General features: G+C 59.8%; 14 protein-coding genes. 5 read left to right on the top strand and 9 right to left on the bottom strand.

What is annotated here, in order from left to right; genetic code table 11:
• Positions 1-156 precede the first annotated feature (156 nt).
• Genes mksF through mksB form a run of 3 tightly spaced genes read right to left on the bottom strand, consistent with a single transcriptional unit; the run spans position 157 to position 4,968 of the window.
• Complete coding sequence (gene mksF / locus FFI16_RS23200; RefSeq protein ID WP_056859191.1) at positions 157-2,997, bottom strand: Mks condensin complex protein MksF; 2,841 nt, start codon at positions 2,995-2,997, stop codon at positions 157-159.
• Entirely contained in the window at positions 2,994-3,701 is a 708-nt protein-coding gene (gene mksE, locus FFI16_RS23195; protein ID WP_056859190.1) for an Mks condensin complex protein MksE, read from the bottom strand. Before mksE ends, mksF begins: the two co-directional genes overlap by 4 nt.
• Complete coding sequence (gene mksB / locus FFI16_RS23190) at positions 3,691-4,968, bottom strand: Mks condensin complex protein MksB (protein ID WP_017134535.1); 1,278 nt, start codon at positions 4,966-4,968, stop codon at positions 3,691-3,693. Before mksB ends, mksE begins: the two co-directional genes overlap by 11 nt.
• 187 nt (positions 4,969-5,155) lie before the next feature.
• Between mksB and FFI16_RS23185 the strand changes: the two genes are divergently transcribed.
• Together FFI16_RS23185 and rimI are read left to right on the top strand one after the other, a co-directional pair.
• Complete coding sequence (locus tag FFI16_RS23185) at positions 5,156-5,899, top strand: energy transducer TonB (protein WP_138817452.1); 744 nt, start codon at positions 5,156-5,158, stop codon at positions 5,897-5,899.
• Entirely contained in the window at positions 5,892-6,344 is a 453-nt protein-coding gene (gene rimI / locus FFI16_RS23180) for a ribosomal protein S18-alanine N-acetyltransferase (RefSeq protein ID WP_005784514.1), read from the top strand. Before FFI16_RS23185 ends, rimI begins: the two co-directional genes overlap by 8 nt.
• 57 nt (positions 6,345-6,401) lie before the next feature.
• Here rimI and FFI16_RS23175 read toward each other — a convergent pair whose 3' ends face one another.
• Positions 6,402-6,806 carry a serine kinase/phosphatase gene (locus tag FFI16_RS23175; RefSeq protein WP_138816984.1) on the bottom strand — a complete coding sequence of 135 codons (405 nt, stop codon included), beginning with the start codon at positions 6,804-6,806 and terminating at the stop codon, positions 6,402-6,404.
• 139 nt (positions 6,807-6,945) lie between these two features.
• On the opposite strand from FFI16_RS23175, the gene can reads away from it, so the two are divergent.
• Entirely contained in the window at positions 6,946-7,590 is a 645-nt protein-coding gene (gene can, locus FFI16_RS23170; RefSeq protein WP_017134532.1) for a carbonate dehydratase, read from the top strand.
• Here the strand turns inward: can and FFI16_RS23165 are convergent.
• The 4 genes from FFI16_RS23165 to FFI16_RS23150 all read right to left on the bottom strand — a co-directional run bounded on the left by FFI16_RS23165 (position 7,587) and on the right by FFI16_RS23150 (position 11,671).
• Complete coding sequence (locus tag FFI16_RS23165; protein WP_138816983.1) at positions 7,587-8,111, bottom strand: SET domain-containing protein-lysine N-methyltransferase; 525 nt, start codon at positions 8,109-8,111, stop codon at positions 7,587-7,589. The two genes, can and FFI16_RS23165, sit on opposite strands and share 4 nt — an antisense overlap.
• 146 nt (positions 8,112-8,257) lie before the next feature.
• Positions 8,258-9,427 carry a hypothetical protein gene (locus tag FFI16_RS23160; protein WP_138816982.1) on the bottom strand — a complete coding sequence of 390 codons (1,170 nt, stop codon included), beginning with the start codon at positions 9,425-9,427 and terminating at the stop codon, positions 8,258-8,260.
• A 122-nt stretch (positions 9,428-9,549) separates the two neighbouring features.
• Positions 9,550-11,250 (bottom strand): acid phosphatase, encoded by a 1,701-nt coding sequence (gene acpA, locus FFI16_RS23155; protein WP_138816981.1) that lies wholly within the window; start codon positions 11,248-11,250, stop codon positions 9,550-9,552.
• 100 nt (positions 11,251-11,350) lie between these two features.
• Entirely contained in the window at positions 11,351-11,671 is a 321-nt protein-coding gene (locus FFI16_RS23150; RefSeq protein ID WP_138816980.1) for a hypothetical protein, read from the bottom strand.
• Between the two features lie 231 nt (positions 11,672-11,902).
• Here FFI16_RS23150 and FFI16_RS23145 point away from each other — a divergent pair, with 231 nt between their 5' ends.
• Together FFI16_RS23145 and FFI16_RS23140 are read left to right on the top strand one after the other, a co-directional pair.
• The gene (locus FFI16_RS23145; RefSeq protein ID WP_138816979.1) at positions 11,903-12,193 is read left to right on the top strand and encodes a nucleotidyltransferase family protein; all 291 of its coding nucleotides are present in this window, start codon (positions 11,903-11,905) and stop codon (positions 12,191-12,193) included.
• Positions 12,190-12,534, top strand: coding sequence for a DUF86 domain-containing protein (locus FFI16_RS23140; protein WP_138816978.1), 345 nt, complete (start codon positions 12,190-12,192; stop codon positions 12,532-12,534). The genes FFI16_RS23145 and FFI16_RS23140 overlap by 4 nt, the downstream gene beginning before the upstream one ends.
• A 34-nt stretch (positions 12,535-12,568) precedes the next feature.
• On the opposite strand, the gene FFI16_RS23135 is transcribed toward FFI16_RS23140, so the two are convergent.
• The gene (locus FFI16_RS23135; RefSeq protein ID WP_138816977.1) at positions 12,569-13,987 is read right to left on the bottom strand and encodes a short-chain fatty acid transporter; all 1,419 of its coding nucleotides are present in this window, start codon (positions 13,985-13,987) and stop codon (positions 12,569-12,571) included.
• Positions 13,988-14,163 lie beyond the last annotated feature (176 nt).

The raw sequence follows: 14,163 nt of genomic DNA, 5'->3' as shown, positions 1-14,163 counted from the left end.
CATCGCGGGCAAGCCCAGCTCCCACATTGGAATGCATATCTCCTGTGGGAGCCGGGCTTGCCCGCGATGAGGCCCTCAACATCACTGCAAAACCCCAGCCCATAAAAAAGCCGCGATCCATACAGATCGCGGCCTTTTACATTTCAGCGCAGTGGCTTAAACCTCATCCAACTCCGGCTCATCCGCCTGCACATTCACCGTCGCCTTCACCACATCATGACGACGGATATACTTCCAGTCCGCCTCATCAATGTAGATACCATTCGGCCCGCTGCCACCTTCGAGGTCGATCGCCACCTGGGCGGACACCTGCGGCTTCACACTGGCCAGGATCGGCACAAAGCCGAGCTGCAAACTGGTTTCCAGCAACGCCGCCTGGTTCTTCTCGTCGATGTCCGCCGCCTCATCGAGGTAGTACGGCAAACGCACGCGCCCGGCCTGGTCACGGTCCATCAAGTGCAGCAACAAATACATGTTGGTCAGCGCCTTGATGGTCATGGTGGTGCCGTTGGACGCCGCGCCATCGATGTCGGTGTGGATCACCGGCTGGCCATGCACCTTGGTGATTTCGAACGCCAGCTCGAACAAGTCCTTGAGGCCCAACTGGTTATGGTTGGCGGCCACAAGACGGGCCAGGTATTCCTTGGCCTCTTCGTTCTTGTTGTCCTGCTCGGCGCTCTGGCTCAGGTCGAACACCGAGAGGGTTTCGCCTTCTTCATACTGACCGGCACTGTGGATGATCTGGTCGATATGCTTGAGGGCTTCCTTGTTCGGCGCCAGCACGATGCGGAAGCTTTGCAGGTTCGATACCTGACGCTTGTTGATCTCGCGGTTGAACAAGGCCAACTGATGCTCAAGGCTGTCGTAGTCACTGCGGATATTGCGCAAGGTCCGCGCAATATCGGTAACCGCCGCACGGCGCGCCTTGCCGAGGGTCAGGGCTTCATCGGTGCGGTGCGCATAGGCGTTGATCAGCAATTGCAGACGACGCTCCACGTCATCCTCGCTGTCGAACTTGGCCACGCCCTTGAGGCGCACCTGTGCATACAGCGCCTCAATCTGGCCATCAGCGCGCAGCAAACCTTGCCAACTGTCCTGATAGTCATTGAGCAATGGCAACAGGTTGTCCATGGAGTCGTCGACCGGATCCATGAACGGCGTGCCGAACGGCAGGTCGGCCGGCAACAGCTGACGACGGCGCAACGCGTCATCCAGCGTGCGTTGCTTGGCTTCCATATCGCCGATCTGACGGCCGACCAGTTGCAGCTTGGCCGACAACTGCTGGACACGCTCGGTGAAGGCATCACTGGAGCGCTTCAACTCGTCTTGAGCGGCTTCCATCTGCGCCAGGTTTTCGAGCTTCTCGCCTTCTTCCGCGCTCAGGGTTTGTGCGCGACGGAAGTCTTCCAGCGCCTTCTGCGCATCCAGCACTTGCTGGTACAGCGCTTCGGTCTGGGTCTTGCTCGCCGCACGGTCAGAGGCTACAGCCTGCTGGGTCTTGAGCTGCTTGAGTTCTTTTTCCAGGCGTTCTTTCTGATCGCGCAATGCCGCTCGATCGGCCAGCGCCTGCAATGCCGGTGGTTCGATATGGGAGATGTCGATGGACAGCCCCGGCACTTCAAATTTCTCACCCTTGAAGCCATCAAGGATCTGCTCCAGGGATTTAACCCACTGGCCATCCTCATCCAGCGTGATGCCATGCTCGCCCAGGGGCAAACTGAACAACGAACTGTTGAACAGGCGCATCAGACGCTCGACATCCTGCTGTGAGAATTCTTCACGCAGTTTGGCGTAACTGTTGTTGTCGGCGTGGTCGAGTTGCTGCTTGACCGACTTCAAACGTTTTTCCAGGTCACGCAAGCGCTCATCCAGATCCTCAGCGCTGAACTGTCGGGATTGCGCCAGGGCGCCCGCCAATTCATCGTGGGCATCCTTGGCCGCCAGCAGTTGCTGCTCCAGCACCTTGACGTCATCGACCAGCGCAAAGCGATGCTTGAGCACCGACAGCTCGCCCAACCAACGCTGGATGCCACTGATCTCGCGCTCCAGGCGCATCAGCTCCTGGGTGCCACCGCGCTGATCGTTTTGCAGCGCGTCCTGCTCGTTACGGTAGTGCTCGGCCTGGATGGTCAGCTCTTCCTTGCGCGCACTGGCGTAGTCCGACCAGGTGCCCAGCAACGAATCCAGCAAGGGCGACAGGCGATGCAATTTGCCGCGCAGTACATCGCGCAAGCGCACGCCATTGGCGAGTGCCTCAACCAACGGCCCGGCCGCCACCAGCGAGTTGTAGTCCTGTTCCATGCGCCTTACATCACGGAAGGCTTCTTCGCACGCCGCGATGTAGTCCACGCTGCCGGAACGCAGGCTGTGTTCGAAGGCATCCAGGAACAATTGCTTGAGCTTGGCCGCGGTGATTTCGCGCATGTGCAGCAGGTTGATAAACAGCGCGCGGAAAGTCTTCAGGCTCTGTTCGCTGGTGGAGCGCAGCGGAATCAGGGTCAGGTCCAGCGGGATTGACGTGTGGCCACCGACCAGCAAACGCCGCAGTTCATCCGGTTTGAGTTCATAGGCTTTCAGGCCTTCGCGCTCAAGGTTGGTGAACAGCTCTTTCTGACGCAGGCAGGTGTCGTTCTTCTGGTAGTGGGCCAAATCCAGCTTGCCGGCATAGGCAAAGAACTGGTGGCCAAAACCACCGCCCGGGCCGCGCCCGACCACGCCGATCACGTGCGGGCCGTGGGGCAGCGAGACTTCCACGAGGATGTAGCTGGTGTCCGTGGCAAAGTAGAAGCGCCGCGATTGTTCCAGGGTGTACTTGCCGAAACTCATGTCCGACATGCGCGCCAGGATCGGGAACTGCAGCGCGTTGATCGACGCAGATTTACCCAGGTTGTTCGCGCCGTACACCGACAGCGGTTCTTCCAGCGGGAACAAGCCCAGGCTGTAACCGGCGGTGTTCAATAGGGCGAAGCGGCGGATGCCGTAGCGTTCCTTACTCATGCGTCGGTCTCCTGTTCTTCGGCAATGGCGCGCGCCATGGCGTCTTCTTCGCTTTCTTCTTCGAAGTCACTGAGGTCCAGCGGGTCATCGGTTTTCAGCAACTTCTCGTCGCTGTCTTCATCGATGATCACCGGCGCCGGCAGCGGCAACACGCTGTGTACGCTGGCGGCCAGGTCACGGTCCTGCTGCACCGACAGGCACACATCAAGGAAGCGGTGCATTGGCGGCAGGAAGCGATAGATGCCGTTGTCTTCGCTGGCAAAACCCAGTTGGGTCATGCGGCGCATGATTTTTTCTTCGAGTTCTTCCTGGGTCTGCACTTCGGCCTGGATAAACAGGTCGCGGTATTTTTCCAGCAACGACGGCAACTCATCGCGGCCCAGGCTGCCGCCATCGAGCACGGCGATCGGGTCGCGGCCCTGGTCGGCCAGGTGCTCGACGATGATGAAGGTGAACAGCGCCAAACGTTGCGCGGTCTTGTTGACCTGCGCCGCAGCCACGGCAGTGTCCGGCACAAAGTAATAGAAACCGCGTGTGTCACACACCAGCTCAAAGCCCAGGGCCTTGAACAGCGTGCGGTACTGGTCCTGGAAGTTCGACAGTTGTGCGTACAGCTCCGGGTCGCGGCGGCTGACGTGGTAACCCTTGAACAGCTCGCGAAAGATCGGCGCCAGCTGGGACAGTTCGGATAGATCAAGATGCATAAGGCGTGCTCGCAGAATTCTCGGTGGCATCGGTGCCAGCCGGGAGCAGGGCGAATGAGCGCAGGCTGACCTGGTGCTCGTGTGTGTGGTAGTCGCGGCGTTCCAGGCGTTCGCGCTTGAAGCGTTTTTCACGCGAGAGCCGTGAGAACCAGTACAGCAATTCGTCGGTGGCGCCGTCCGGTTCCTGCTCCAGCAGCCAGGTCATCAGGTCCGGCATCGGCAACGCGTCTTCGCAGCGCTCGAGCATTTCCTTGACCGTGCGCGGCGCACGTTGGGCTTCGCCTTTGTGGGATTTGTGCGCCTTGGGGAAACGCGCCGGTTTCGGCTCGAAATTGGCCAGGGCATACACGTACGCTTCGACCTGGCTGGCACTGCCCAGGAAGGTGCTTTGCGGGCGGGTAAACATCGGCATTGCGGCCTGCGGCACCGCGTCCAGGCCTTTACGGCGAATGGCCGACAAGGCCAGCGCCGCGCCACGGGTCACGGCGTTGTGGCGGCGCGCTTCTTCGCGCAGCGGCAGCAGCAATTCGCGGGCATGGCGCAAGGTCAGCTGGGCGCTGGTTTGCATTTCGAGGATGCGCGCGTGGGTGCGCAGCAGCATGTCGTCGTCGACCAGGTGGCCGAGGCGTTGCTGCTCGGTGAGCATGCGCAGTAGCACATTCTCGACCTTGCGCACGCCTTGCTCGAAGGCGCCGTCGGCGTTCACCAGTTGGATCATCGGTTCGACGTATTCGTCCCAAGTCGCCAGTACCTCGGCGTAACGCTGGCGCAACGGGATCTGCCGATCGCTGGTCTTGGCGCGGTCGGCCACGGCCGCCAGGGCCTGTTCGTCGTTGGCGAGTTTTTTCAGCACGTCCCGCACGCGCATATCCAGCAAGCGCAGTTGACGGGCCAGGTCGTGGCCATCACGGATGTCGAAGGCGTCCTGGATATAACCTGCCAGGCGCTCGAGGTGGCGCAGGTAGGCTTCGATTTCCAGGCACAGGCCAAGCCGGTGCTCCTTGCGAAGATAGGCGAGGAAGTCGTGGATCTGTGCGTTGAGCTCGAAACGGTTCGGGCTTTTGGCGACAGGCACCAGGATATCCAGGCGAATCCACACGTCCAGCAGGCTGGTGATGTCCTGTGGCGTGCTGTCCAGTTGTTGGGCCGCCAGTTGTGCGCGCAGCTCGCCCAGGCTCAAGGTGCCTTGGTCGAAGTGTTCGCACAGTGGCTCAAGCAAGGCCCAGTGTTCGGCGAGGGCGCGCAAGACGCGCTTGGGTTCGATCATCGGAATGGCCGGCTGGTTGGCGAATAAAAGTCGCGATTGTACTGCATCAGGCGCGGGATTTATCCACAGCCGGTCAGTGCGCAGTGGGCGATTGTTACCGAACAGCGGTAGAATCCCCGCTCTTTAGTTATCCACAAGTGGCCGAGCTGTGCTTATCGAGTCCCGACGTCGCGCTTACTTGACCGCCATGCAGGTGGTCAACTGGCTGCCCCGCACCGAACTGCCGTTTGCCGCTCCGTCGCGGCCCGAGCTGCTGCAGGCGCTTGAGCCCTATGAGGCATTCGAGGTGTCGGGCGAGGAAGCCGCTGCGCCGGTGGCGGTGGCCAAGCCTGTGCCCGAGCCACGCCCAGCGGTGGAACGTGCCAAGGTCGAAGTGCCGCGTCCATCGCCGGTAGCCAAACCTGTGGCGGCCGAAGCGCCAGCGCCGGTGGTCAAGGCCCCAGTAGTGCCGCCGCCACGCTTCGCCCTGCAATTGCTGCGGGCCGGGCGCTGCCTGCTGTTGGTGGAACTGCCTACGGGCGAACGTTTCCAGACCCGCGACCCGGCCTACATGCTGCTAAAAGACATGCTGCGCGCCGCCGGCCTGCCCGACAGCCCGCAAATCGTCGGCGACCCCGTGCGCTGGCCGCTGCTGGTGCGCGGCAACATGGATCAGGGCCCGGAAGCCGCGCGGGATTTTGTCCAGGGTTTTGTCTCGGCGCGCCTGGAAGACGAACCCTGCGTATGCCTGTGGCTGATCGGCCTGCCCGCCGTGCGTTTTGCCGGCGAGGCGAATGCCGAAGCCTGGTACCGCGAGCTGCAGGTCGAAGGCCTGGGCTCGGTATGGGCCTTGCCGGGCCTGGAATTATTAATGGAAGAGCCACAGCGTAAGGCTGATGTCTGGCAAGCCATGCGCCGGCTGATGGCGCGCTGGAAAAGTACCGATGAGTGAAGCTTTATCCTTTCGCCCGATGACCGAGGCGGACCTCGATGCAGTACTCAAGATTGAATACGCGGCGTTCAGCCATCCCTGGACCCGTGGGATTTTTCTCGATGGGCTGGGCAAGTACCAGATCTGGCTGATGTTCGAAGGTGAGCAGCAGGTGGGCCACGGTGTGGTGCAGATCATCCTCGATGAAGCGCACTTGTTGAATATCACCGTCAAACCGGAAAACCAGGGCCGTGGCCTGGGTTTGGCGCTGCTGGAGCACCTGATGTCCCGCGCTTACGCCGCCAGTGCGCGTGAGTGCTTCCTGGAAGTGCGTGACAGCAATACCGGCGCATTCCGGCTGTATGAGCGCTACGGTTTCAATGAAATCGGCCGTCGGCGTGATTACTACCCAGCCGTAGGCGGGCGCGAAGATGCAGTCGTGATGGCTTGTACCTTAGTTGACTGAACGCTGAACCCCTGTGGGAGCGAGCAAGCCCGCTCCCACATTTTGAACGGTGTGGTGTCAGCGGTTACCGTCTATCGGGTCAATATCCGCCAATTCGGCCTCATCCAACCCATTCCCGCCGCCAATCTCATCTTCATCCACAATGCTCAAGTCATAATCCGCCGGATTATCCTCACCGGCTTCATGGGCGTCCCGCGCGCCATCTTCATGGATCAGCGTTTCCGGGCTCATGTCATCATCCGTGGACTCATGATCATCGGTCGAGGCCCCGGTCATGCCGGCTTCGCGTACTCGTTCGTCGGGCATCAGGTGTTCGCGCTCACGGCGCGGCAGTTCATCGCCGATTTCCGCCGTCGGCTCTTGCTCGTCAAAGTCCAGCTCGCGCATCTCGCCCATGCGGTCTTCATTGTCATCAATCGGTTCGGGCTGTGTAGCACCGTAGGGACGTCGTGATTCAGTCATGGCCAATCCTCATACTGTGGGGCTTATAGTGTGTGGACAGGCACGGCTCCCTAAAGATTCAAGCTAATTGCGCCTGGGCGTGACCCGGACGAGCGGTTGTCTGTCACAAAGCTGCGCATCATTCCTGAGGCTTTCCCTGATGAACGAACTACAAGACCTGCTTGATAACAACGAACGCTGGGCGGATGCGATCAAACAGGAAGATCCCGAATTCTTCGCCAAGCTCGCCCGCCAGCAAACCCCGGAGTACCTGTGGATCGGCTGCTCCGACGCCCGTGTACCGGCCAACGAAATCGTCGGCATGCTGCCCGGCGACCTGTTTGTACACCGCAACGTGGCCAACGTGGTGCTGCACACCGACCTCAATTGCCTGTCGGTGATCCAGTACGCGGTGGACGTGCTTAAGGTCAAACACATCCTCGTCACCGGGCACTACGGCTGCGGCGGCGTGCGTGCGTCGATGCAGGACCGCCAGTTCGGCCTGATCGACGGTTGGCTGCGCACTATTCGCGACCTTTATTACGAAAACCGCGAGGTGCTGGCCCAACTACCCACAGAAGAGGAGCGGGTGGACCGCATGTGCGAGTTGAACGTGATTCAGCAAGTCGCCAACGTCGGCCATACCAGCATTGTGCAAAACGCCTGGCACCGTGGGCAGAGCCTGTCGATCCACGGCTGCATCTACGGTATCAAGGACGGCCGCTGGAAGAGCTTGAACACCACCATCAGTGGCTTCGAGCAACTGCCGCCGCAATATCGCCTGCGCCCACTGGGCGAAGCCTAAGGCCGTTTGCGCAGGCGCCATTGGGTCATGAACGCCTGGCCTTCGGCGTTCAATGGCTCCTTGGCGCCGGTGATCCAGCCCCGGCAGTTCAGCTCGCCGCATCGGCAGGCGAACTGCCGGAACAGCGCATCCTCGGTGGTGGCGTAATCCATGGTCAGCAAGGTGCCGGCCGCAATAGGTTGCACGGTCCAGACCTCCAGGTACGTGGCATCGAAAAACACGTTCGGATTGCACGAGTGCAACATCAGACGGGTGAACCACGGGTCATACAGGTGAATGCGTGACGAGAGCTGCAAGGTGTGCGCACGTCGCTCGCTCAAGGCGTAGCCGGACACTCTGGCAATGCGCACGCGGCTGTCAAAGGCGATGCGTGCTTTGAGTGCGGCCCCCATTCCATTTGCATCGCGTACGATCTGGAAGTGCCGGGTCGAGGGGTAGCCCTGTTCAACGAGCACCGTCTTGAAGGGGTAAAGGCAGCTACTCACAGCGGTTTTAGCCTTATCCATGGCTTGAGTTTTCATAACTCTCCTGGCCTAGGCTGCATCGACCTGCGATGGGGTCCGATTTCCAGTCTTGCAGCGGATGGGTGCCGTTCAAGACTCGCTGAAGTTGTAGCCGATTTCTACTGTCAGATCTGACAGTAGAAATCGGTTATATTTTGTACGATTTACAGCGCTGGGGCTGTAACAGCGGGGAGTGGGGCGGCGTCTTTCAGCTGTTTCAACTGTGCCTTGATGGGCGGGGTGGCGCATTTGGCGTTGGCTTGCTCCGGGGTCAGGTTGCGCACCGAGGTGTAGAACAGCTCACAGGTCTGCTCCTTGCGTGTGACTTGCCAAGTGTTCATGCACGCCTTGAGCAATACATTTGGGTCACTGGCAGGTTTCTGGCCCATGCCGGCTTGCCAGCAGGCGGCGCTCAAATCTTGCCCCATCACTTTCAAACCGGCCTCATCGGCTTTTTGTTCATTGCCGTCATAGCTGGCCGGATCCGCCGCATACCAGATGTAACTCGGGTGGTTGGAGCCCAGTACCGACACGGTTTTACCGGCAATCGGGCTGATCTGCGCCAGCCCCAGCACGGCCACGGTCTGGCCGTACTGTTGCTTGATCCAGTTACGCACCGGTGCGCCGAACGCGACCATCGGCAATGAGCCGTTGGCATGTAGGCTCAGCTCCTTGACCATGCGCGTCTGGTAGTCGGCAAAGTAGCTGTAGACGTTTTCCAGGTCCTTGCCCGCATTGGACGGCGCGGCGATCGGCGCAATATCGATGATGGTCTGGTAGGCCGGTGTTTCCGTGGCCGGGATGCCATTATCCGTGAGCAAAGTGGCCCAGCGATCAGTGGTGGCCGACTCGAGGTAATCCTGGGCCTGGGTCAGCGAGTAATCCGGCGGGAAGTGCAGCAGTTCGATGCTCTTGCGGTTTTCCAGGGCCATGCCCAGCGGCAGGAACAAGTACCAGTTGTAGGCCCACTTGCCTTCGCTGTTGAGTTTGCTGGCGCCTTGATAGGCCAGGTCGGCGGTGTTGAGCAACGTGGTCAGGGGTTGGCCGTAGTGCTCGGGCACGCCGCTGAAAGTGGCTGAAACCTGGCCGTCGTGGGTTTTTACACTGACCTTGGCACGGCTGTACCCGTCGCGCTGCAAGCTCTGGTTCAAATAGTGCTCGGCGGTTTGCTCCAGCGTCCATGGCCGAAAGCAGATCACATTGCAGTTATTGGGGAAAGCGAACAGTTGGGTGACGCGTTGCGTGCTGCCCAGTGGTACTTCGATGTCGGCCTGTACGACCGCACTGGCCAGCAGTGCGGCCAGGGTGAAGGACAGCCTGGTCGGTTTAAACATAGTTGGTTCCTTGTCAGCGAAAGCCCGTCTGCGCGGGGTGAAAGCCCACTTGCACACAGTAGCGGTTGACCAGGAAAACCGCGTGCTAAATCGCCAGGCATGTCGCTATTGGATAAGAAAACCTACCGGTTGAACTGCAAGGCGTTGCTCAAATCGCCCATGGGCTTCTGGCCGCGCGCGATCATCGCGTCGTCGCGCTGCTTGAGGCCGTCCAGTGTCTCCAGCTGGAACACGCGGGTGATCAAACGCAGGATCGACGCGGTGTCGTAAACCGTATGGTCCACCGTGCCTTTGCGTGCAAACGGTGACACCACCAATGCCGGAATCCGTGTGCCCGGGCCCCAGCGGTCGCCCTTGGGCGGTGCAACGTGGTCCCACCAGCCGCCGTTTTCATCGACAGTGACGACCACCACCATGTTTTTCCATTGCGGGCTTTCTTGCAGCACTTTCAAGGCGCGGGCGATATGGCGGTCGCCCGAGGCCACATCGGCGTAGCCCGCGTGCATGTTCAGGTTGCCCTGGGGCTTGTAAAACGTCACGGCGGGCAGCTTGCCGGCCTGGGCATCGGCGAAGAACTTGTTGGTGCCCGAGTCGTCGCCCAAACCGCCGTCACGCAGGCGTTTGTCGCGCTCGGTGCGGTTTTCCGGGCCTTGTTGCTTGAAATAGTTGAACGGCTGGTGGTGATACTGGAAGTTCGGAATTTTCGGGATACCGCCCGAGTCCTTGAACTGGTCCAGGGTCGCCTGCCAGGCACCGGCATACCAGGCCCAATCGACATTCTTTTTCGACAGTTTGTCGCCGATATGCTCGTGGGTTTGCGGTACCAGCACGTTGGGCAGGTCGGGTTTGGAATAGTCCGGATTTTCCGGGTCGCGAATCCAGGTCGGCCAGTACGGTGGCGCCAGGGTGTTCACGCCGTAGCCGTCCGGCGTCAAGGCACTGGGGCCGAACTGCGGCGGGCCGGTCATGGCGCTGGCTGGCGACTTGTCCAGCGGCTTGAGGCGCGGGTCGGTGGGGTCATCGCTTTGCAGCGTGGCGATCTGCGCCTTGGCCACCGAAAGCGCTGCATTCGGATAAAACGGCGCGGTGGCGCTGATCAGGTACTGGTGGTTGAGGAATGAGCCACCGAAAGCACCCTGGAAGAAGTTGTCGCACAGCACAAACTCTTTGGCCACGTCCCACAGACGCAGGGAATAGCGGCTCTGCGCGTAGTAACCCATCACCAGGCCGCCGGAGTCGGCCCAGGCCACAAAGTTGTCGTTCTTGCCGCCATTGATCTGCATCTGGTTCTGGTAGAACACATGCCACAAGTCGCGGGTGACCAGGCTCAGCGGCAAGTCCTCGGCATTCGGGCCTTTAAGCGCGAATGGCGCGTTGGGCAGGTTTTCCTGGAATTGCACTTCGCTGGGGTAAGTCACCCCATCCACGCTTTGCGGGCCGACTTGCAAGACGCCGCCCCAGGCCGGTGGCAGGGTGGTGAGCAGGCTGCCATCACGGTCCCGTTGCTGCACGTCGGCAGCGCAGAGCGCCGACAGTGGTTTCTCCACGCCAGGGAAGTCTGCAAACAGGTTGTTGAAGCTGCGGTTCTCGGCGTAAATCACCACCACCGTCTTCACCTGTTCGTGCAAGGCCTTGTCCAGCTCCTGCGGCGTCAGCGGTCGCGCCTCTGGCTTGCCCGCAGGCTCGCTGGTATTGCCGCAAGCACTCAAGGTCGCGCCAACCCCCAGCACCGCCGCGCCCCCGAGGAAACGCCGACGGCTGGTGTCCACGGGCGGTTGGGTTACGGAATCGGGAGAAGGGCGGTCTTCGTGCTCGTCACTCATTGCTGGGCGTTCCTGCTGGCTGATTGTTGCAAGATATTTCGCAGGACGGTAGCAATGCAATGTGACGGAACGAAGACAGCGGTTTGAACGCTAAGGGCGATTACAACAAGTGCAGTGCCAACTGGCTACCCGCGCGCAAGTACTCCACCTGAGCCGTCAGCGCATCCTTGACGATGGCCTCGCCCGTGTCGGTCAGCTCGGCTTTTTTTGCATCGATGACCGTGGTTTGCAAAAGCTGCATGGCCACGTCCATCACTTTTTGGAAGGCTGTGACGTTATTGTGCAGGCCAAACTCGTTGACGACGGCAGCCATACGCCGATCGGCATCGTCTCGCAGAGCCTTGTACTCGACGAACGACACGCGGTCGTCCTTGTAGATATCATTGATCAACTCTTCCAGTGATTTGGACAGCGGCGTCATCGGATTTTCCTTGGCGTGTTGTGAGTGGTAAGCCAAGGCAGGTTAATCAAAGGCGCGGGTGAGAGAAGTCAGAGGCTGTCACTGCAATGAGTGGGAAAACCCGATACATCTGGCCAGAGAGTTAGCAATGCAATGTGACGCAATGACGAGGTCGATGCGAGGACTCGGGCATGTATACACACGCCCAGCGCTGCTAGACTGCTTCAATAATGGATGCCACTGAGGTGAGCCGTGAAACCTTCAATCGCTCTTGATCTAAAACGGGCTGCTGTCAGAGAGGTGGTGGGGCGTTTCCGTATCTCAAATCCAAGGGTATTTGGGTCTGTGTTACTAGGCACCGATCTAGAAGGCAGCGACCTTGATTTGTTGGTCGATGCTCCGCCGGGAACCACGCTTTTTGATCTTGGTGGGTTGCAGGTCGAGCTGGAGGATCTGCTCGGGGTCAATGTGGACCTTCTGACGCCTGGCGATTTACCTGTGAAGTTTCGCGCAAAAGTGTTGGCTGAGGCTCGCCCGGTATGACAGCGAGCCGCCTCGGGGACTACCTGGATCACATAAGGCAAGCCACGACTGACGCAATCACATTTGTTGAAGGCTTGAACAAAGAAGAGTTTCTTGAAGACAAGCGTACACAGCAAGCTGTTGTCATGAGTCTGATCATCGTTGGTGAGGCATCAACGAAAATCATGGATCATTACCCAGACTTCACTGCGAGTCATCTGCAGATCCCTTTGCGTAGCATGCGCGGGATGCGCAACCGGATTGCCCACGGTTACTTCGATATCAACCTCGATGTTGTTTGGGACACGATCCAGAACGCATTGCCTGATCTATTGAATCGCCTTCCTGCGGTTCCTGTCTGACTGCACCTGTTGAAACAGGTGCAGTCTCGATCGTCTAAGGCATCACTGGCGGCAAATACTTCAACGTCGTCCCCAGCGCCCACAACAGAAACAACACCAGCGGCGTGTGCACCAGCAACTGCACAAACGAAAACCCGATCAGATCCCGCGCCTTCAGCCCCAGTACGCCCAGCAGCGGCAGCATATAAAACGGGTTGATCAAGTTCGGCAGCGCCTCAGCTGCGTTATAGATCTGCACCGCCCAGCCCAGGTGGTATTGCAGGTCATTGGCCACTTGCATCACGTAAGGCGCTTCAATAATCCACTTGCCACCGCCCGACGGAATAAAGAAGCCCAGCACCGCCGAGTACACGCCCATCAACAGCGCATAGGTGTCGTGGGAGGCGATGGAGGTGAAGAACAACGAGATATGGTGCGCCAGGGTCTGGCCGTCACCGCCTTTCACCACGGTCATCAACGCGGCAATCGAGCCATATAACGGAAACTGGATCAGCACGCCCGTGGTGGTCGGCACGGCACGCGCCACCGCATCGAGGAAGCTGCGCGGGCGCCAGTGCAGCAGCGCGCCGACCATGATGAACAGGAAGTTATAGGTGTTGAGCCCCGAAATCGCGCTGATCGCAGGCTTGGTCGAAAACTCATGGAACAACCAGCCAGCCGCCAGCAAGGCCAGCAAGATGGTCAGCAGCGGGCTGTGTTCCAGCCATTCGCCCGGACGCGTCGGCGGTTGTGGTTTAGGCATATTGAAGGCTGGGTCGACACCACAGGCCTTCGCATCACGCGCACTATTGGGGCCGGGCGCAGTGGCATAGGCGATGATCAGCGACACCACGATCAGTGCCAGCAACAGCACGCCCGATTGCCACAAGAAGATGGTCTCGGTGAACGGGATCATCCCGGTGATCGACAGGATTGACGGCGGCAGACTGGCCGGGTTGGCCTGCAACTGCGCCGCTGAAGACGACAGCCCCAATGCCCACACCGCGCCCAGGCCTAAATAGGCGGCAGCACCGGCAGCGCGGTAATCCATGCGCAAATCCGTGCGACGAGCCAGTGCGCGTACCAATAAGCCACCGAACACCAGGGACAAGCCCCAGTTGAGCAAAGAGGCGACCATGGAAATCAACGCCACCCATGCCACCGCCGAGCGGCCATTCTTGGGGATGCGTGCCAGGCGGTCGATCAGCTTTACGGCGGGCGGCGAACTGGCCACCACATACCCGCCGATCACCACAAAGGCCATCTGCATGGTGAACGGGATCAGGCTCCAGAACCCGTCGCCAAAGGCCTTGGCGGCTTCAGTCGGCGCGCCGCCCATGCCCAGGGTCGCCACGGCAACAATGATTACCGCCAGGGCAGCAAACACCCAGGAATCCGGAAACCAGCGTTCGGCAAAGTTGGAACAGCGCAGGGCAAATCGGGCATAGCGGCTTTCTTCGATAGCATCGGCCACGAGTCTTTCCTCTTGTATTTATTATGGGTGTTGGCAGTTTTACGGCATGTTCCGCTACGGGCATTGATATGGGAATGCAGTTATCTTCATCGATCCATGAGGAAAACAAATATATCTGCCGCGATTGCCATCACTGGGCGCAGCTCATAACCTGCACGCCATTTTGTTTGTCTGCC

This window comes from Pseudomonas sp. KBS0710, from assembly GCF_005938045.2.
Classification (GTDB): Bacteria; Pseudomonadota; Gammaproteobacteria; order Pseudomonadales; family Pseudomonadaceae; genus Aquipseudomonas.
Note: the sequence above shows the minus strand (reverse complement) of the source record. Positions and strands in the feature narration are given on the sequence as shown.

What these genes read in the sequence shown, in the direction of transcription:
- mksE (WP_056859190.1), bottom strand. Translation starts at nt 3,701, where the DNA reads ATGCATCTTGATCTATCCGAACTGTCCCAGCTGGCGCCGATCTTTCGC.
- FFI16_RS23140 (WP_138816978.1), top strand. Translation starts at nt 12,190, where the DNA reads ATGACAGCGAGCCGCCTCGGGGACTACCTGGATCACATAAGGCAAGCC.
- FFI16_RS23150 (WP_138816980.1), bottom strand. Translation starts at nt 11,671, where the DNA reads ATGACGCCGCTGTCCAAATCACTGGAAGAGTTGATCAATGATATCTAC.
- mksB (WP_017134535.1), bottom strand. Translation starts at nt 4,968, where the DNA reads ATGATCGAACCCAAGCGCGTCTTGCGCGCCCTCGCCGAACACTGGGCC.
- FFI16_RS23160 (WP_138816982.1), bottom strand. Translation starts at nt 9,427, where the DNA reads ATGTTTAAACCGACCAGGCTGTCCTTCACCCTGGCCGCACTGCTGGCC.
- can (WP_017134532.1), top strand. Translation starts at nt 6,946, where the DNA reads ATGAACGAACTACAAGACCTGCTTGATAACAACGAACGCTGGGCGGAT.
- mksF (WP_056859191.1), bottom strand. Translation starts at nt 2,997, where the DNA reads ATGAGTAAGGAACGCTACGGCATCCGCCGCTTCGCCCTATTGAACACC.
- FFI16_RS23175 (WP_138816984.1), bottom strand. Translation starts at nt 6,806, where the DNA reads ATGACTGAATCACGACGTCCCTACGGTGCTACACAGCCCGAACCGATT.
- FFI16_RS23185 (WP_138817452.1), top strand. Translation starts at nt 5,156, where the DNA reads ATGCAGGTGGTCAACTGGCTGCCCCGCACCGAACTGCCGTTTGCCGCT.
- acpA (WP_138816981.1), bottom strand. Translation starts at nt 11,250, where the DNA reads ATGAGTGACGAGCACGAAGACCGCCCTTCTCCCGATTCCGTAACCCAA.
- rimI (WP_005784514.1), top strand. Translation starts at nt 5,892, where the DNA reads ATGAGTGAAGCTTTATCCTTTCGCCCGATGACCGAGGCGGACCTCGAT.
- FFI16_RS23165 (WP_138816983.1), bottom strand. Translation starts at nt 8,111, where the DNA reads ATGAAAACTCAAGCCATGGATAAGGCTAAAACCGCTGTGAGTAGCTGC.